Annotated in this window: 20 protein-coding genes; 14 read left to right on the top strand and 6 right to left on the bottom strand. The window is 33.6% G+C overall.

What is annotated here, in order from left to right; genetic code table 11:
- Positions 1–17: 17 nt before the first annotated feature.
- The 4 genes from KA894_RS07665 to KA894_RS07650 all read right to left on the bottom strand — a co-directional run bounded on the left by KA894_RS07665 (position 18) and on the right by KA894_RS07650 (position 3016).
- Positions 18–719, bottom strand: a complete 702-nt coding sequence (locus KA894_RS07665; protein ID WP_096808639.1) for an amino acid ABC transporter permease — start codon at positions 717–719, stop codon at positions 18–20.
- A 13-nt stretch (positions 720–732) separates the two neighbouring features.
- Complete coding sequence (locus KA894_RS07660) at positions 733–1419, bottom strand: amino acid ABC transporter permease (protein ID WP_115341995.1); 687 nt, start codon at positions 1417–1419, stop codon at positions 733–735.
- Positions 1416–2198 (bottom strand): amino acid ABC transporter substrate-binding protein, encoded by a 783-nt coding sequence (locus KA894_RS07655; protein WP_369970492.1) that lies wholly within the window; start codon positions 2196–2198, stop codon positions 1416–1418. The genes KA894_RS07660 and KA894_RS07655 overlap by 4 nt, the downstream gene beginning before the upstream one ends.
- 68 nt (positions 2199–2266) lie before the next feature.
- On the bottom strand, positions 2267–3016 hold the full coding sequence (locus KA894_RS07650; protein ID WP_096808642.1) for an amino acid ABC transporter ATP-binding protein: 750 nt from the start codon (positions 3014–3016) through the stop codon (positions 2267–2269).
- A gap of 152 nt (positions 3017–3168) precedes the next feature.
- Here KA894_RS07650 and KA894_RS07645 point away from each other — a divergent pair, with 152 nt between their 5' ends.
- From KA894_RS07645 to KA894_RS07630, 4 genes are all read left to right on the top strand, one after another.
- Complete coding sequence (locus KA894_RS07645; RefSeq protein WP_096808643.1) at positions 3169–4320, top strand: acyl-CoA dehydrogenase family protein; 1152 nt, start codon at positions 3169–3171, stop codon at positions 4318–4320.
- 452 nt (positions 4321–4772) lie between these two features.
- Positions 4773–5690 (top strand): ABC transporter substrate-binding protein, encoded by a 918-nt coding sequence (locus tag KA894_RS07640; RefSeq protein ID WP_103372507.1) that lies wholly within the window; start codon positions 4773–4775, stop codon positions 5688–5690.
- Between the two features lie 322 nt (positions 5691–6012).
- Positions 6013–6561 carry a biotin transporter BioY gene (locus KA894_RS07635; RefSeq protein ID WP_096808645.1) on the top strand — a complete coding sequence of 183 codons (549 nt, stop codon included), beginning with the start codon at positions 6013–6015 and terminating at the stop codon, positions 6559–6561.
- A 28-nt stretch (positions 6562–6589) separates the two neighbouring features.
- Positions 6590–7339, top strand: a complete 750-nt coding sequence (locus KA894_RS07630) for a GNAT family N-acetyltransferase (RefSeq protein WP_103372508.1) — start codon at positions 6590–6592, stop codon at positions 7337–7339.
- Between the two features lie 146 nt (positions 7340–7485).
- Here KA894_RS07630 and fdhD read toward each other — a convergent pair whose 3' ends face one another.
- Positions 7486–8286 carry a formate dehydrogenase accessory sulfurtransferase FdhD gene (fdhD, locus tag KA894_RS07625; protein ID WP_103372509.1) on the bottom strand — a complete coding sequence of 267 codons (801 nt, stop codon included), beginning with the start codon at positions 8284–8286 and terminating at the stop codon, positions 7486–7488.
- Positions 8287–8595: 309 nt separating this feature from the next.
- Here fdhD and KA894_RS07620 point away from each other — a divergent pair, with 309 nt between their 5' ends.
- The 10 genes from KA894_RS07620 (at position 8596) to KA894_RS07575 (ending at position 18472) form a co-directional block, all read left to right on the top strand.
- Complete coding sequence (locus KA894_RS07620) at positions 8596–9621, top strand: LacI family DNA-binding transcriptional regulator (RefSeq protein ID WP_115341997.1); 1026 nt, start codon at positions 8596–8598, stop codon at positions 9619–9621.
- A gap of 90 nt (positions 9622–9711) precedes the next feature.
- Positions 9712–10872 (top strand): galactokinase, encoded by a 1161-nt coding sequence (locus KA894_RS07615; protein ID WP_096808649.1) that lies wholly within the window; start codon positions 9712–9714, stop codon positions 10870–10872.
- Between the two features lie 31 nt (positions 10873–10903).
- Positions 10904–11896, top strand: coding sequence for a UDP-glucose 4-epimerase GalE (gene galE / locus KA894_RS07610; protein WP_096808650.1), 993 nt, complete (start codon positions 10904–10906; stop codon positions 11894–11896).
- Between the two features lie 3 nt (positions 11897–11899).
- Positions 11900–13390 (top strand): UDP-glucose--hexose-1-phosphate uridylyltransferase, encoded by a 1491-nt coding sequence (gene galT / locus KA894_RS07605; RefSeq protein WP_096808651.1) that lies wholly within the window; start codon positions 11900–11902, stop codon positions 13388–13390.
- Positions 13391–13504: 114 nt separating this feature from the next.
- Entirely contained in the window at positions 13505–14281 is a 777-nt protein-coding gene (gene modA, locus KA894_RS07600; protein ID WP_103372526.1) for a molybdate ABC transporter substrate-binding protein, read from the top strand.
- Positions 14282–14293: 12 nt separating this feature from the next.
- The gene (gene modB, locus KA894_RS07595; RefSeq protein WP_096808652.1) at positions 14294–14965 is read left to right on the top strand and encodes a molybdate ABC transporter permease subunit; all 672 of its coding nucleotides are present in this window, start codon (positions 14294–14296) and stop codon (positions 14963–14965) included.
- Entirely contained in the window at positions 14965–15570 is a 606-nt protein-coding gene (locus KA894_RS07590) for an ATP-binding cassette domain-containing protein (protein WP_115341998.1), read from the top strand. Before modB ends, KA894_RS07590 begins: the two co-directional genes overlap by 1 nt.
- 238 nt (positions 15571–15808) lie before the next feature.
- Positions 15809–16639 carry an MBL fold metallo-hydrolase gene (locus KA894_RS07585; RefSeq protein WP_119487688.1) on the top strand — a complete coding sequence of 277 codons (831 nt, stop codon included), beginning with the start codon at positions 15809–15811 and terminating at the stop codon, positions 16637–16639.
- A 315-nt stretch (positions 16640–16954) separates the two neighbouring features.
- Positions 16955–17959 carry a ThiF family adenylyltransferase gene (locus KA894_RS07580; RefSeq protein ID WP_115341999.1) on the top strand — a complete coding sequence of 335 codons (1005 nt, stop codon included), beginning with the start codon at positions 16955–16957 and terminating at the stop codon, positions 17957–17959.
- Between the two features lie 12 nt (positions 17960–17971).
- Entirely contained in the window at positions 17972–18472 is a 501-nt protein-coding gene (locus tag KA894_RS07575; protein ID WP_096808656.1) for a MogA/MoaB family molybdenum cofactor biosynthesis protein, read from the top strand.
- 197 nt (positions 18473–18669) lie between these two features.
- Here KA894_RS07575 and moaC read toward each other — a convergent pair whose 3' ends face one another.
- Positions 18670–19149: a cyclic pyranopterin monophosphate synthase MoaC gene (gene moaC / locus KA894_RS07570; RefSeq protein WP_096808657.1), complete on the bottom strand. Its 480-nt coding sequence runs from the start codon at positions 19147–19149 to the stop codon at positions 18670–18672.
- Between the last annotated feature and the right edge of the window lie 25 nt (positions 19150–19174).

Here is a 19174-nt window from a genome sequence, read left to right as displayed (position 1 = left end):
TTCCGTTCTGTTCTTTTTTATGCTGAAGTTTTAGTGAACATATAAGCTGATGTGCGGTTTTCTATTTTTGAAAACACCAATTCTAACAAAATAGCAAGTAACCAATAAAATATTGCGGCAACACTATATACTGTTATAAAGCGATAACCTTCATTAGCGATAACATGGCTGACAGCCATGATTTCAGTAACTTGAACAGCAAACGCTAATGAAGTACCTTTGATAAGCATGATAAATTGATTTTCAATATTTGGAAGGGCGTAATTAAATGCTTGTGGCAATATAATTTCTTTATAGGTTCTTAATGTTGAAAGACCTACTGTTTGAGCAGCCTCAATTTGATCATTAGCAACGGATTGTAAACCGCCTTTGATAGATTCTGATAAATAAGCAACAGCATGTAAAGAAAAAACAATAAACGCGATGATTAGCGGCGAGAAAACATCAGGATTTATTGCAAAACCGAATTGTTCATTGGACCACATAATGAGCTTTGGCACCCCATAATACATCATAAATAATTGAACAATGAGCGGTGTGCTTCTAAAAAATGAATTATATATAACGATAAGTTGAGAGAGTATGGGTACATTTTTAGTTCGAATAAACGCGAATAGTGTTCCAATAATCAGCCCGACAATCATTGCTATAAGGGAAATCATTATTGTGTTTGGTACACCTTTAAGGACTTCTAATATTGTATAAATAATAAATGGCAAAATGTTTTCCTCCTTAAACGCTATAAGGTTTTTGGGCTCGTTTGTTAATCAGAGCAAATGTACTTTGGATTATCAGTGCAATGGACCAGTAAATTATTGATATCACGATGTATACTTCTAGCATACCTAACCCATAATTATTCCCAATAATTAATTTAACTTGCCCCATCATGTCTATAATTCCAATAGTAAATGCTAGCGATGTATCTTTTAATAGTTCAATGATTTGGGTTGTTAAATTTGGAATACTATTACGTAAAGCTTGAGGTATAATGATTTCCTTTAAAATACGAGGATAAGATAATCCAACTGAAAGACCCGCTTCAATTTGACTGTAATCTACAGATTGATATCCCGCTCTTATAATTTCAGATAGATAAGCCCCTGTATGTAAGGTAAACGCTAAAATCACAAAAAATAATCTGCTGAAGTGGTTTAAATCAATTTGTATGATTAATAGTAGTTGTGGCAATGCAAAATATGCTAAAAAAAGTTGCAAGATTAAAGGCGTACTGCGAATAAAAGATAGATAGACTCGAACGATTGTTGAGAGTATCTTAATCTTTTTGATACGAATACTTGCTAGCACAAAGCCGAGTATAAGCGCAAATACAAAAGAAAGTACAAATATTAATAGAGTCAAAGGTAATTGTTGTAAAACTTGCCCAAATAAAGAAAGCCAATTTACAGGTTCATTCATGATTGTACCTCCAATTTATCTTTTTGCTTATTGATTTCATCTAAATCATCAAATACATTAATATCGAAATATTTTTTAGAAAGTTTTTGTAATTCACCTGTGTTTTTAAGTTCTTGTGTAGCTTGATCGATATCGTCATGTAATTTTTGATGTTTTTTGTTGTAGACAATATGCAATGGTTCTTTTTTTACGATGCCGCCAATTTTAACGTCAGCGCCGATTTGTTTCTGTATTGCGTTGTATGTGTTCCAATTTAAAAATATGGCATCGCGCCTAGCATCACTTATCATTTTTAAATTGTCACCATTGGAAGGTTCTTGGATGGTATCAATATTAATCTTTGAAGTATGTGATTTATTATATTGAGATAATATAGAATACAAACCACCACTTGGTGCCATCGGAGTTAATTTTTTACCCGGTAAATCGTTTAGCGAATGTATATCAGCATTATTTTTATTAACAACAATTAAAGGTAAAGCGTAACTATAAGGGACATCTTGATAAAGAAATTGTTGTTCTCGTTCAGGTGTCTTAAAAAACCAATTAATGCCCATATCAAACTTCCCAGCGCCAATACCGACTAAATTTGACTCTTCTTCACCAACTTCATATTTAAATTGATACTGAGGTAACTTCTTTTCTAAGCGTTTTAAATAATCGATATCTAACCCTGTAAATTCATTATGTTCATCTGTATATAAATATGGCGGGTTCACTTCTGCAGATATAGCTACTTTAATTTCTTTTTTACTTTTTTGATTATCGGATTCTTCCATTTTATTACACCCGCTTAACAGCATTGTAATAAAAACCCCAATAACTAGAAGAAAGTATTTATTGTGGTTCATGTTAATTCACGCTCCGTTTCTACGGTATTTAAGAAACGGTTTATCCTTTTAGAATCAGAGGATTCTAAAACGGTTTGAGGTGAACCTTCCTTTAATATTTCACCTTCATCTATAAATAAAATTTGATCGGCAATTGCTTTAGCAAATTGAATTTCATGTGTGACGATGACCATTGTCATACCTTCTTGTGCAATGGATTTGATGAGTGACAAAACACCTTGAATTGATTCAGGGTCAAGTGCAGATGTAGGTTCATCTAAAAGTAATACTTTTGGATTGAGTGCTAAAGCGCGAATAATACCGATGCGTTGGCTTTGGCCACCTGATAATTGAGAAGGATATTTATCCTTTTGATTTAATAAATTAAAACGTTCTAAATAAGAAATAGCTACTTCATTTGCTTGTTTATTTGGCATTTTTTTACCATGTATCAACCCTACAGTAATGTTTTCCAGAATAGTTTTGTTTTTAAATAAATTATAGTTTTGAAAAACCATAGCGGAGTTTTTTCGGAGTTGGGAAATCTCTTTTTTGGAATGCTTATCACCCACAAATGTTTTGTTGCCAATTTGGATGGTGCCCGATTTTGGTATAGCTAATGCATTTAATGTTCTAAGGAGCGTTGTTTTACCTGAACCGCTTGGACCTATAATAGCTGTCACAGTACCTTTGTTTTGCGAAAAGCTCACATCATTAAGTATGGTATTGTCTTTATATTTATGTATTAAATGTTTTACTGAAATCATTTTTTTACCCCCTAGACTATCAATAAATACAAAGTATCACAATAAACCCTATCGGTAAAGTAAGGATTTATTGTTTGGAAGACTTTCTTTCGTTATAAGCGAGTGTTACACTAAGTTTAAATAAAGAAAAGGCTAAAAAAGAGGTGGACATAGTGAATTATTCTGCATTAATACATACGAGTATTCAAAAGAAATGGATAGAAAAATTCAATACGGTCAAAGAACAATTTAAAGAAAAAGCTGATTATAACGATAAACATTCACGTTTTCCATATGAAAATATTGATTGGTTGGTCAAAGAAGGCTATACATTATTAACATTGCCTAAAGCTTATGGTGGGGAAGGTGCGACTGTCGAAGATATGGTAGTGCTACAAACCTATTTAGGAGCTATTGATGGTGCTACAGCACTTTCAATAGGTTGGCATCTTAGCGTCGTTGGACAATTATATGAGCAGCAAGCTTGGGAACAAGACATGTTAGATCGCTTTGCAATCTCTGTGAAACATGGTGCTTTGGTTAATAGAGCTATCAGTGAAGCAGAAACAGGAAGTCCAACGCGTGGCGCTAGACCGGCTACTAATGCAGTTAAAAAGGACGATGGTTTTGTGATGAATGGTGTTAAGACTTTCACTTCAATGAGTAAAAGATTGAGCCATTTTATTGTCAGTGCATATTATGAAGAAATAGATAAAGTAGGTTTCTTCTTGATATCAGAAAACACGCCAGGTGTTGAAATTGCAGATAATTGGAATATGGTAGGTATGCGTGCTACTGAAAGTCATGATTTAATTTTAAATGATGTTTTTATTCCAGAAGAAAATTTTGTTGAAATTAGAGGGGCAGGCGGAAAAAAACCGAATGGATGGATTTTACATATTCCTAGTACCTATTTAGGGATTGCTCAAGCAGCAAGAGATTATGCAATTGATTTTGCTAAGAATTATAGCCCGGCAAGTATAGAGGGGGCCATTGGTGATATACCAACTGTCCAACAAAATATCGGTAAAATGGAATCATTATTACTATCAGCCCGTCATTTTTTATGGAGCACGGCCGCACTATACAATCATGAGCAAGATGAGCCGGTTTGGAATGAAACATCAGCTAGTAAAGTATTAGTTATGAATCAAGGGCTAGAAGTGATTGATATTGCAATGCGTATTGTTGGCGCTAAAAGCTTAGAAATGGAACGTCCATTGCAACGTTATTATAGAGATATGCGTGCTGGGTTGCATAATCCGCCGATGGAAGATATGGCTTATACTAATATATCTAAATCACTGATGGGATTGTTTGATTAGCTATTGTACATTGGAACCAATTTGATACCATTTGTATTTTACTTGTCAAAAACTTCATAGCTTTATGTTTTTGCCTATATAATGACGAGTATAAATATTAAATAGTTATGTGGTATCAAAATAATGAATTAAATCGATGGGTTATTTCTATATGATTATATTAATATAGAAGGCAAAGTTGTACAAATTCATTGTATTAACGTGATGCCTTTTGATAGTCAAGGCGACGGTTTGCTATACGAAAGCTTACCGTGGTCTAGAGATACCCAAGCATTATGAATTAAAATTAAAAGATAATCGGTTTATGTTTGAATGAGCCTTCCTAAAAACCTAGGAGGCTTATTTTTTAACTTTAAAATTAGTAAAAATTTTCATATTTTACTATTGTTAAAAAAGACTAAGCATTATATAATTCAATGGTATTGATAATCATTTTCAATGGAGGGAACATTATGAAAAAATTATTATTTTCAATTATCGCACTTGTTTTAGTATTAGCTGCTTGCGGGAATAAGTCAGAAAACGACACTGATAATAAAAAAGAAGAGACGAAATCTTACACTTTAGATAGTGGTAAGAAAATTGATATACCAAAAGACCCTAAACGTATTGCAGTTGTCGCGCCAACGTATGCTGGTGGCATTAAATACTTAGGTGGTAATATAGTTGCAGTAAACGAACAAGTTGATAGTAGTAAGATTTTAAAAGATAAATTTAAAGGCGTAGAAAAAATTGGGGAAAATGATGTTGAAAAAGTAGCAAAAACGAAACCAGATTTGATTGTAGTTTATTCTAATGATAAAAATATCAAAAAGTATAAAAAAATTGCGCCGACCGTAGCTTATGACTATGGTAAACATAAATATTTAGATCAACAACAAGAGTTAGGTAAGCTACTTGGAAAAGAAGATAAAGTAAAAGAATGGGAAGATAAATGGAAAGCACAAACTGAAAAAGATGGAAAAGAAATTAAAGATAAAATTGGGGAAGATGCCACAGTCTCAATTTTTGATGAGTTTGATAAAAAACTTTATACTTATGGTCCTAACTGGGGTCGCGGCGGTGAAGTGATGTATCAAGCATTCGGTTTGAAAGCACCTGAGAAATTAACTGAATTAGTTAAAAAAGAAGGATGGGCTGAAGTGAAACAAGAAAAACTTGCTGACTATGCAGGTGATTATATTGTTTCAACTAGTGAAGGCAAATCAGAACCAGGTTATAAAAAAACAGATCTTTGGAAAAATTTACCGGCTGTTCAAAATGATAGAGTTATAGAGGTACAAGCAGAAGCATACTGGTACAATGATCCATATACCTTAGAGTTTATGAGAAAAGATTTAAAAGAGAAATTTTTAAATCTAAATTCATAAGCCCACTCTTAAAAGACCAAGGTGCAAATAATCATTTGAAAATTTGAATGATATCAAACAATATTTTGAATACATCTAAAATATTGTTAGCCGTTAGTTAATAAGAAGTGATTTTATATTAAGTTTTTGTACAGGGCGTTAGCTTATGTATTTCTTTTTCTAGTTGATCACCATTGGCGGGATAACGAAATCTTTTAAAAAATGAGATTTCATTATCTCGCTTTTTTGGATTAAAATGAAATGACGCGCCATTAATGTAAACTTTTTATTTTATATAGTTTACATTAATGGTATAATTTTCATCATCAAAGGAGGTTTGATGATGTCAACAAAATATTTAGTTTATACGGCACTAATGACAGCAATTATTGCAATATTAGGCTTTATACCTGCCATACCGCTGCCTATTATGCCTGTACCAATTGTGCTACAAAATATTGGTATATTTTTAGCTGCTATTTTATTAGGACGTAAATATGGGACATTAAGTATTATTGTATTGCTATTGTTAGTGGCTACGGGTCTTCCGTTACTATCAGGCGGTCGAGGCGGTATCGGTGTGTTTGCTGGACCATCAGCAGGCTTTTTATTTATGTACCCAGTCATTACATACCTTATTGGACTTGTAAGAGACTTATATTTTAAAAAAATTAATTTTGTTGTATTATTAATTACAACTATAGTGATAGGCGTAGTTTTATTAGATATTGGAGGTACGCTGTTAATGGGAATTATGACGAACATACCAATGTCTAAATCTGTGTTGCTTTCTTTTGTATTTATGCCAGCAGATATTATTAAAGCTGTGATAGCTAGTTTTATAGGTAATATCATGTTAAATCATAGTCAATTTAAGCAACTACTTAAGTAATTATTATGAGTAAGGGGGCAAGGTAGTTATGAATATATCTTTAAATGATATTTTTCAACCCGGTGATATTTATGATAATGATTGGTATAAATCAATTTATTTAACGCCAACTACCCCTTTAGTATTTGATGCTAATAAGTGGGTATATAAACAAATGCCTTCGATTTACCAGTGGAAAATGGATATTGCTACACAGACACATATGCATAAACAGCAAAATTCTAATCATTTAACTTTTACTTTTCCTGAAAATGTTGAATTGGATCAACAATGGATAGCATTGATTAACAATGAACAATTTGAATTGGGGTTAATGGAGTTATATGCGATTGAGCCACAACAATTTAAAGGTCATGCAGATGACGAAGTGAAAGTGGCATTTGTAGATGAAACAACGCTAGAGGATTATATTAGTGTTTATAGGCAATTCGCAGCACCATATGGTGAAGGCTACGTTGAAGAAAGCACGCGGATGATTAAAAATCACTTTAATGATGATGCCAAGACGCGTCTTATCGCTTACAAACATGGGCAACCAGCTGGTATATTAGATTTGATTGTGACAGAAGATACAGTGGAAATCGACGGCTTTGGTGTATTAGAATGTTACCAAAGACAAGGTGTTGGTAGCGTTATGCAAAGCATTGTAGCAAAGTTAGCTAACCGAAGACCAATCATTTTGATTGCTGATGGAGAAGATAGTGCAAAAGATATGTATGTTAAACAAGGCTATGTATACATAAGCTTTTGTTATCATATTGTAAAAGAACATATTTAAGAGAAGTCGAAAAACACAGTTTATATCATTGTTGAAGATGCGTCGCTTGGTATGTAAAAGTATCAATCTTCGTGCGCTTTTCTCAGTTCCGGTAGTTTCAGCGGGATAACGAAATCATTTAAAAAATGAAATCGTTGTCCCGCTTTTTAATTAGTTTTTGTTGCAGTAATACGCTCTGGATGACTGTAAACATTAAAGTTGCCATCACGAATAAAACCAATTGCAGTAATATTTAAATCTTGGGCGAGCGATACTGCTAATGTGGTTGGAGCAGATTTAGATAAAATAACGCCAACGCCAATCTTAGCAGCTTTAATAAGTATTTCAGAAGATATACGACCACTAAATATGAGCACTTTATCACGGATAGGTATATGGTGCTGAATGCAATAACCATAAAGTTTATCTAGTGCATTATGTCTACCAATATCTTGTCTATGTTCGAAAAAAGCTTCACCATCACTAATAGCAGCATTATGAAGACCGCCGGTTTGTTTGAAAATTTTACTTGCACTTTGTAAACGTGTCATCATATTGAGTACTTGAGACGGGATTAAAGTGATTTTTGACATAGATGTTTTAGCTATTGCCGCATCATTTTGAAAATAAAATTCACGACTTTTACCACAACACGAGGCAATCATCCGCTTAGTTGAGTATTCAAAACGTTCATTGAGTGATTTAGTTAATTCAACATGAGCGAACCCTTTACTATCGTCTATTTGAATTGATTTTAAATCATCATTTTTTAAAATAGCACCTTCTGATGCTAAAAATCCTAGGACCAGTTCTTCCATATGATTTGGACTACAAATGACCGTAGCAAATTCTTCTCCGTTGACCATGATGGTTAATGGGAATTCTGTGACATAATGGTCAGTCGTCTCTATAAGATTACCATTTTCATATCGTACAATATGCTGATTTGTTAAAACGTCTTCATTCATATTATTCATCCCCCAATTCATATTCACTTATTTATTTTAGCGCATTTCGAGTTGCAAAAAAAATAAACAGTTTCAATATGCGTAGGACATAAAATATTTTAAAAGGCGACAATATCCCGTAAAGATGAACATGTTTTTTATTCCATTTTTTTGTTCCTAGTAATCTTGATAACACCTGTTAATAAAATATTTTAAAAGAAGCCTAATTTGTACTACTCTGAACTAATTTAACTACAATAAATATATTTGCTATATAGGATGCATAGAAGTAAACTTATAGTAAACAAATATAAAGAGGTGAAAAGCTAAATGGCTAGCATCAGAGACATTGCGCGCGAAGCGGAAGTGAGCCCTGGCACAGTATCACGTGTATTAAATAACGATCCTACATTATCTGTAGCAGAAAAAACACGACGAAGAATTCATGAAACCGCTGAAAATTTACAATATAAAAAAATGGAAAGAAAAAATAAAAGTATTCAAATTATTACTTATGCTTCACGTGCAAAAGAAATGTCTGATCCATATTACAGAGAAATTAGGTTAGCAATTGAAGCGGAGGTTAAACGATTAAATTTATCGTTAAGGAGAACGCTACGTATTGATGGGGAACATGATGATATAGATATAACTAAAATAGCGAAAGCAGGAGCTATTATTGTGGTAGGGAACTTTTCGTCCGAATCAATTTTAGAACTACAGAAATATAACCATAACATTGTGGTCATTAATAACCCTAATACGCCTAAATCTATAGACGCAGTATATTCAGATTTATATGATTCCATGCTGCAATTATTAAATGATATTGATAACACAGGATTAAATCATATTGTTTATGTAGGTGGCACACACACGATCAAAAACTTGGAAGGTTTGCCAACTTCAAATAATACACAAATTGAAGACGTAAGATTTAAAGCTTTTACGGAATGGTGTAAAAAACGCCAAATAATAAGTGAATCATTGCTTAACGGTTGGAATAAAGAGGACGGTGTAAATGCAGTAAAAGAATTATTGAAAACAAATCATTTACCTCAAGTGTTTATTGCTGGTAACGACATGGTTGCAATCGGCATATTACAGCAACTACAAGCAGAAAAAATCACTTTACCAGATGACGTTAAATTGATTAGTTTTAATGATTTGGAAATTATTCAATATGCAGTTCCTTCTATCAGCAGCGTACATATACCTATAGATGAGTACGGAAGAATCGCAGTAAGAATGGCAGAAGAAAGAATAAATAATACAAGACAAATTGCTATTCATGTCATTGCAGAAGCACAATTAAAAGAACGTGCTACATTTAAAGTAAAAAACAAAGCACATTGACAAAACATTTAGTAAACAAGTAAACTTTATTTAAGTTTACTACCATAAATTGTATTTTTTATATCGTCTTTAAAAAGGAGTGGGATTATTATGATAGAAGCAATGCGCAATAAGTTTAAAGATTTATTTGATGTGCAAGCTGAAGTAAGTGCGTTTGCACCTGGGCGTATTAATTTAATTGGTGAACACACAGATTATAACGGAGGGTATGTGTTCCCAGCAGCAATTGAATTAGGGACATACGGTTTAGCTGCTAGACGAAACGATAAATTGATTCGTCTATATTCTAATAATTTTGAAAATATTGGCATGATAACTTTAGATTTAGATAACTTGGTTTTTGAGAAGGACGATGACTGGGCAAACTACCCTAAAGGGGTCATAAAATATTTAAAAGAATCTTTTCCTGGTATAAACCAAGGCTTTGATATCTTGGTGGAGGGGAATATACCGAATGGTGCAAGTCTTTCGTCATCAGCCTCTATTGAACTATTAACAGGCTGGTTGATAAAAGCATTATTTAATTTGGATTTAGAGCGACTAGAACTTATTAAAATAGGACAACGTACAGAAAATCATTTTATGGGTGTTAACTCTGGTATTATGGATCAATTTATTATTGGAATGGGTAAATCAGAACATGCTATTTTATTAGATACAGCAACATTAGAATATGATTTTGTTCCCGCCAAATTTGGTGATTATGTCATATCAATTATGAATACAAATAAACGACGTTCATTAACTGAAAGTAAATATAATGAACGTAGAAGTGAGTGCGAATCTGCATTGGCATCATTACAGCAAGAACTAAATATTCAGTCTTTAGGTGAGTTAACAATGGATCAATTTGAAATGTATCAAATGCTGATTAAGGATGAAGTACAACGGCGAAGAGCGAGACATGCTGTTTCAGAGAATGAACGTACTAAACTTGCACATCAAGCATTATCCGACAACGACTTTGAAAAATTTGGTCAGTTATTAAATGATTCACATACATCATTGAAAAACGATTATGAAGTAACAGGCATGGAACTCGATACGCTAGCTGAAACAGCACAACAAGTTGAAGGCGTGTTAGGAGCAAGAATGACTGGTGCAGGTTTTGCAGGATGTGCGATTGCGTTAGTACACAAAAAACAAATCAAAGCATTAGAAGATGAAGTTTCCAAAAAATACTTGGCAAAAATAGGTTATGAACCATCATTTTATCATGTAGGTATCAGTGATGGCGTTAAAACTATATAAACACAAAATATAAATTAGAAAGGATTTTTTTATGTCTGTATTAGTATTAGGTGGCGCAGGTTACATTGGAAGTCATGCAGTAGATCAGTTAATCAATCGAGGTTACGATGTTGTAGTTGTAGATAACTTGGGAACTGGTCATAGAGCAGCTGTGCATAATGAGGCAAAATTTTATGAGGGCGATATACGTGATAAGGCATTCTTAGAAAGTGTATTTGGAAACGAAGATATTGAAGGCGTTTTTCATTTCTGTGCTTATTCATTAGTTGGAGAATCTGTTGGAAAACCACTAGCATATTTTAATAATAATGTTTATGGTTTGCAGGTGCTATTAGAAGTAATGTACGACCATCATGTAGCACATATTGTTTTCTCATCAACAGCAGCTGTCTACGGAGAACCAGATGCTGTACCAATTACAGAAGACGATTCTAAAACACCTACGAGCCCTTATGGCGAAAGTAAATTAATGATGGAAAAAATGATGCACTGGAGCCACGAAGCTTATGGTGTTAATTATGCAGCATTACGTTATTTTAATGTGGCAGGTGCAAAAGAAAATGGCGTGATCGGTGAAGATCATAGACCAGAAACACACTTAATCCCAATCGTATTGCAAGTTGCACTGGGTCAAAGAGAAGAACTGACGATTTTCGGCGATGATTATGATACAGAAGATGGATCTTGTATACGCGATTACTTACATGTTGTAGACTTAATTGACGCGCATATTTTAGCATTTCAACATTTGAAAAATGGCGGAAAATCTGGAGCTTTTAATTTAGGAAGTAGCCAAGGTTATTCTGTATTTGAAATTTTAGAAGCTGCAAGAAAAGTAACAAATAAACCAATCAACGCTGTTGTTGGGGAAAGAAGAGCAGGCGATCCAAGTAAACTTGTTGCATCAAGTAATAAAGCGCAACAAATATTGGGTTGGAAACCTAAACATGACGATATTCACGATATTATCGGTTCAGCGTGGCAATGGCATGAAAAACATCCAAACGGATATCAGGAGGTATAATGCATGTTATTGAATCAACATTCTGTGCAGTTATTTGTTTCATATGCTACCACATATGGTGATTATGAAAAGGAAGATGCCATTTATATTCAAAACAGGTTGATCAGTATTTTAAATGCATCTGGTATAGACGACACAGCGTCACCTAAATTTAGCCCAAACGCTACAGCCAATGCTATTGCGCAAGACTGGATTCAAGAAGCAATAAAAGCAAACTGTATTGATGACGCATTGTATAATAAAGAAATTATTGAGGCTCAGATTTTAGATTTAATTACACCGCGACCATCTGTGGTTAACGATCAATTTAATGAATTGTACAAGCGAAACGCAAAAGAAGCTACCGATTATTTTTATAATATTACGAAACGTAATCATTACGTAAAAGAAGATGCTATAGCAAATAACATCCATTTTGACGTATCAAATGAGTATGGCGATCTTGAAATAACTATTAATCTATCTAAACCCGAAAAAGATGCAAAGCAAATCGCTAAAGCTAAAGAGGCGCCTTCAACAGACTATCCTAAATGTGCATTATGTTTAGAAAATGAAGGATTTAAAGGCTCTGTTTTGCAAGCAGCAAGAACAAATCATCGTATAGTGAGACTGAATTTAGGAGATGAGCAATGGGGATTTCAATATTCACCTTATGCTTATTTTAAAGAGCATAGTATCGTTCTATCAAAAGAGCATGTGCCAATGAATATTGATAAACAAACATTTGTGCAATTATTGGATTTTGTAGACAAATTTCCACATTATTTTATTGGTTCTAACGCGGACATACCGTTAGTTGGTGGGTCGATTCTTACGCATAACCATTATCAATCTGGCAGACATACCTTTCCGATGGATAATGCTAAAGAACTTCAAAACTTTAAATTGGTACAGTTTACAAACGTAGAAGCATCTACATTACATTGGCCAATGAGTGTGATACGCCTCAAAAGTACTAATAAAGAAAACTTAATAGAAGCAGCAGAATGTATTAGGCTCGCATGGAATAATTATTCAGATGAAAGTGTAGCAATCAGAGCATATAGTGATGAAGGTGACCGTCACCATACTGTCACACCTATTGCACGTTTTAGACATGGTCAGTATGAACTGGATGTTGTTTTAAGGGACAACCAGACATCAGAAACTTACCCTGATGGCATATTCCATCCTCATAAAGATGTACAACATATAAAAAAAGAGAATATCGGACTGATAGAAGTCATGGGTACAGCTATTCTACCTGGACGATTGAAAACAGAACTGCAAGAAGTTAAGGCTTTTTTATTAGGAAATCATCAGCAATCATTAGGCGCGCACCAGACATGGGCTGAAGAAATGAAAGCAAACTATGATATTAATGAAAAAAATGTCGATGAAATCATCGAAAAAGAAGTTGGACATAAATTCAAACGTGTACTAGAAGATGCAGGCGTATTTAAAAATACGTCACAGGGTCAAGAGGCGTTTGAGCGTTTTATTGAAACTTTATAATAATAAATAATCATATAAAGAGCGATACAAGGTAATTTCTACTTACGTATCTGCTCTTTTTTTTTGAAATGAATAAGCATATAATTAAAAGAAATAGGAGGAGATTAAATGCAAATAAAAGGTAAATATATCATTTTTGCATGTATTATGATGTGTCTCATGATAGCAGGATGTTCCAATACTGAAGGTAATCATGATGAACAAAAATCTAATAGCAACGATGCCAAACACGAACTACATATTGCAGCCGCAGCTAGTTTGACGGATGCAACTAAAGATTTAGAAAAAGCGTTCAAAAAAGAGCATAAAGATGCACATATTACATTTAATTATGGTGGATCAGGTGCTTTAAGACAACAAATAGAAAAGGGGGCGCCTGTTGATGTTTTTATGTCTGCGAATACAAAAGATGTTGATGCTTTAGGAGAAAAAGCTCAAAATAAATATCAATATGCCAAAAATACTTTAGTATTAATTGGCGCTGAAGATAGCGACTATCAAAGCGTGAAAGATTTAAAAGATGATGATAAGTTAGCTATTGGTGAAGTTAAGTCAGTTCCTGCAGGGAAATATGCTGAGCAATATTTAAAAGATAATCAACTTTTTAATGATGTAAAACCGCATTTAGTTTTTGCAAAAGACGTGCGACAAGTATTGAATTATGTAGAAAAAGGCAATGCTCAATTAGGGTATGTTTATAAAACAGATTTATACCAAAGTCAGCAAAATGGAAAAAGTAAAGTGAAAGAAATTGAAACTGCAAACCTAAAAAATCCAATTACATATAAATCAGCTACAACTTCAGATAAAAACTTAGCTAAAGAATGGGTTAAGTTCTTAAAAACAGACGAAGCAAAAGAAATTTTAAAAAAATATAAATTCAATGCTTAGGAGGTCTTATAAATGCCAGATGTCACACCATTTTGGATATCGTTAAGAGTAGCAATTATTAGTACGATCATCGTTACAATTTTAGGTATTGTTATATCAAGATGGTTGTATAAACGTCATGGTTTTATTGCTAGATTACTAGAAAGTATGATTGTTTTACCCATTGTTTTACCTCCGACAGTTATGGGATTTATCTTATTAATAGTGTTTTCTCCACGAAGTATAATTGGTTCATTTTTTACGGATATATTACATTTGCCAGTCGTATTTACATTAACTGGAGCAGTGTTAGCGTCGATTATCGTTAGTTTCCCATTAATGTATCAGCATACTGTACAAGGCTTCCGGAGTATTGATAACAAGATGTTGAATACGGCTAGAACAATGGGGGCAAGTGAGCGTAAAATATTTTTTGAAATTATTCTTCCATTGTCTAAAAGACCTATATTATCAGGCATCATGATGAGTTTTGCGCGTGCAATAGGTGAATTTGGTGCTACGTTAATGGTGGCGGGATATATTCCTAATAAGACTAATACATTACCATTAGAGATATATTTCTTAGTGGAACAAGGAAAAGAGAATCAAGCATGGCTCTGGGTATTAGTGTTGGTAGCATTTGCTGTAACTGTAATCGGTACAATTAATGTGTTAAATAAAGATGTTTATCGAGAGGTGCGTTAATGTTAACAATAGATTTAAAGCATTTACTAAATCAAACACAACTCCGAATTAAAATTGAAGATGCTGAACCTAAAATTTATGCAATTAAGGGCCCTTCAGGCATCGGTAAAACGACAATATTAAATATGCTAGCAGGTTTACGAAAACCAGATCAAGCCCTAATAAGCATAAATAATCATACTCTGACAGACACAATCAATCATATTGATGTAAAAATTCAAAATCGTAATATAGGTTATCTATTTCAAGATTATCAGTTATTTCCGCATATGAACGTCTTTCAAAATATTACATTTATGGCAGGACCTTCTGATCATATTGATACTTTAATTACTCAATTAAATATTGAACATTTGAAAACTAAATTTCCAATTCGGCTCTCGGGCGGCGAATCTCAACGTGTAGCGTTAGCTAGAACACTAAGTACTAAACCAGATTTAATATTATTAGACGAGCCATTTTCTAGTTTAGATGATACGACTAAAGAAGAGAGTATTTCACTCGTTAAACGCATTTTTAAGTTATGGCAAATTCCAATCATTTTTGTTACGCATTCTAATTATGAAGCAGCACGGCTAGCACATGAAGTTATCAATATCGAGTGATATTATAGTGTGAAGTTTAAAAGTTTAAAATGATATTATGTATAAAAATTGGAAATAAATGGTATGTGAAGCCATGTCTATAAATAACTTTTAAAATATAGCTTCTATTTAAAAAGGTGGGAATTAAAATCAAATCTAAATTTGGTTTTGTTTCTGCTCTTTTTAGATTAGAAGTTTGAATATTGGTGTGATAAGTGTATATAATAAGCATAATTTTATAGCAAGGAGACCTTTTATAATGATTGTAGAATTTTTAGGAACTGCGGGAGGCGTGCCTTCACTTTTTGATTCAGTTTCACAACATAAAGATGCGCCTATACGAACCGGTCCTGGTCTTTTTATTCACGATTTGAAACTTTTAATTGATAGTTCAGAAGATATATTTTATCAGTTAAGACAAGCAAAAATAGCCGATATTAAATATGGTATATATTCACATTGGCATCCAGATCATACAATGGGTCTTAGAATTTGGGAAACACTTAATTTTGATTTTGTGAACACAATACCCCAATCGAAAGTCACAACAATATATTTAACATCGCAAGAAGTAGAAGATTTTAAAACATATTTGGGGCATTGGAATCATTTGTTGTATTTACAACAAATAGGGGTTGTTGAATTAAAAATTGTAAGTAATAATGCAAAGATTACGATTAAAGATACAACGATTGAATGGATTCAATTATCAGAAAAAATTGCTTTTGGTTTTTATATAACTACACCTACCAAACGACTACTCATAATCCCAGATGAAATCAAAGGTTTTCAACCGATTAATAAAGTAAAGGATGTAGATGTAGCTATCTTACCTTTTGGTAGTAATGAAGTAAACCCTGTTACAAAAGAGCGAATTCATGAGGAAGGTATGTTAAGTACATTAGGCGAAGCTACGTTTGAAGAATGTGTGGAAATTGCTAAAAACATCAACGCTAAACATACATATTTCACGCATATTGAAGCAACAGAAAGTTTAACTCAATTACAAGCGAAAGCATTAGAACGACAGTTAAGCGAAGCGGGGATCTCATCGACAATTGCTTATGACAGTTTGAAAATTAAAGTTTGAAGTGATAACAGTGAAAATGATTAAGCATAAACCAGCATTTAATCTTTCTAATCAGACACCGTTGTAATTCTAAGAAAGATCAGATTGGGCAAACAAATACAATCATTTAAATACTTGTAGAAGCACTACTAATCTACATAATATTTTAATAACTAAGTACTGGTGCTAGTTTATGATTGCATTAGAGACACATTAATCTATTTTAATTTAAACATAGGGAATACGCTCGTTTTTCGAATAATGCACTCAAACCGTTGTTACAAAGTAATCCAAGATTTATAATAGAAATAACGACGCAAAGTGAGGGATGTCATCGTGAATGAAGCACGTTATTCAAGACAGATGTTATTTAAACATATAGGTTCTAATGGGCAAGAAAAAATTATGAATGCGCATGTATTAATTGTGGGGATGGGTGCTCTAGGTACACATCTTGCTGAAGGTTTAGCGAGAGCTGGTGTAGGTGAGTTAACGATAGTAGATAGAGACTATATTGAATATAGTAATTTGCAACGACAAACAATGTTTACAGAAATGGATGCACAAGAGCGCTTACCTAAAGTAATTGCTGCCGAGCGTAATTTAATGGCGATACGTCAAGATTTGAAGTTAAATCCATATATTGAACATGTAGATAGACTATTTTTAGAAACATATGCTCAAGATGTACAACTTATTTTAGACGCAACGGATAATTTTGAAACAAGACAATTGGTTAATGATTTTGCTTATAAAGCGACTATTCCTTGGATTTATGGTGGTGTGGTACAGAGCACTTATGTAGAATCTACATTTATACCTGATAAAACGCCTTGTTTCAATTGTCTAATGCCACAATTACCAGTCATTAATATGACTTGCGATACTGTCGGGGTCATCCAACCTGCAGTTACTATGACAACAAGTTTGCAATTACGAGATGCGCTAAAGATATTGATTGGTGAAGCAACCACGCCAAAATTGACGTACGGAGATATTTGGGAAGGTACGCATTTTACATTTGGCTTTAGTAAACTTTATAATGCATCATGTCCAACTTGTGGCTCCCAGCCTACCTACCCACACCTCAATGCGACTGAAAGACAGTTTGCAAGTTTATGTGGGAGAGATACAGTACAGTATGAGAATTCAGATATTTCCCAGGAAATGTTGGAAACGTTTTTAATACACCAAGCTATACCTTATAAACGTAATCCATATATGTTACATTTTGAATATAAAAAGCACAGAATTGTTAGCTTTAAAGGTGGTAGAATGTTGATTCACGGTATGACCAAACCACAACAAGCTATTAACTTAATTAATCAATTATTTGGGTAGAGGTGAGGCATTATGCATACTAATGTAAAGCTAGATAGAGATATTAAATGCGCTGTGTTAACGGTTTCTGATACAAGAGATTATGAAACAGATAAAGGTGGTAGATTAGTTATAGAGCTACTATCTTCTTTAAACGTTACTATTTCAAAAGCGCATTATAAAATTGTGGAAGATGAACAAACAGCTATCATCCAACAAATAGAGCGTTGGTTATTAGAAGATATTGATGTTGTGATTACTACAGGTGGTACTGGTATCGCACAACGAGATGTTACGATTGAAGCGGTCTCAAGTTTGATCACAAAAGAAATAGAAGGTTTCGGAGAATTGTTTAGATACCTTAGCTACACCGAAGATGTAGGTACGCGTGCCTTGTTGTCTCGTGCGATTGCAGGCACTGTGAATGACAAATTAATTTTTAGTATACCTGGCTCTACTGGTGCCGTAAAATTAGCTTTAAACAAACTAATCAAACCAGAATTAAACCATTTAGTACAAGAAATTACTAAATAAAATAGGGCGGGACATGGAGCATCATTATAAAATGCTTTCATTGTCTCGCCCCGGCAATCATAAAACCATGACTAGAGAAAGTGTTTAATATAAGCTTGCTTTTGTTTCTGTCATCTTCTAGTGGCCGTACTATATTTGAGATGAAGTTATCTTTGATGTCTCGAATGCTATTTTTATATAATATGAGATGCTAATGATTATCTTTTATAATCACCTGATTTGCCACCAGTTTTAGAAAGAAGATAAGTTTCGCCGATGACCATTCCTTTATCTAAAGCTTTTGTCATATCATATACAGTAAGCGCCACAGCTGAAGCTGCCGTAAGTGCTTCCATTTCCACACCAGTCTTTCCAGTAGTAGACACGGTAGCCTGGATATTGAGTGTGTAAGTTTGTTTGTTTGCTTGCCAGTCAAAAGTGACATCAATGCCAGTTAGAGGTAGTGGATGACACATCGGTATAATATCTGAAGTATTTTTAGCCGCCATAATACCAGCGATTTGAGCGGTGTTGAGTACATTGCCTTTTTGGTTCGTATGATCAACGATTTGTTGATAAATATCTGAATTTACAGTAATGCTTGAGTGCGCAATAGCAGAACGTTTTGTTATATTTTTATCAGAAACGTCTACCATTTTTGCATTACCTTGTTCATTAATATGTGTGAATTCAGTCAAAATATCCCTCCTAATCGAGTTCTAG

This window comes from Staphylococcus sp. GDY8P131P (genome assembly GCF_017891975.1).
In the GTDB taxonomy this organism is placed as follows: Bacteria; Bacillota; Bacilli; order Staphylococcales; family Staphylococcaceae; genus Staphylococcus; species Staphylococcus nepalensis.
This window is presented reverse-complemented; position numbering and strand designations above follow the sequence as displayed.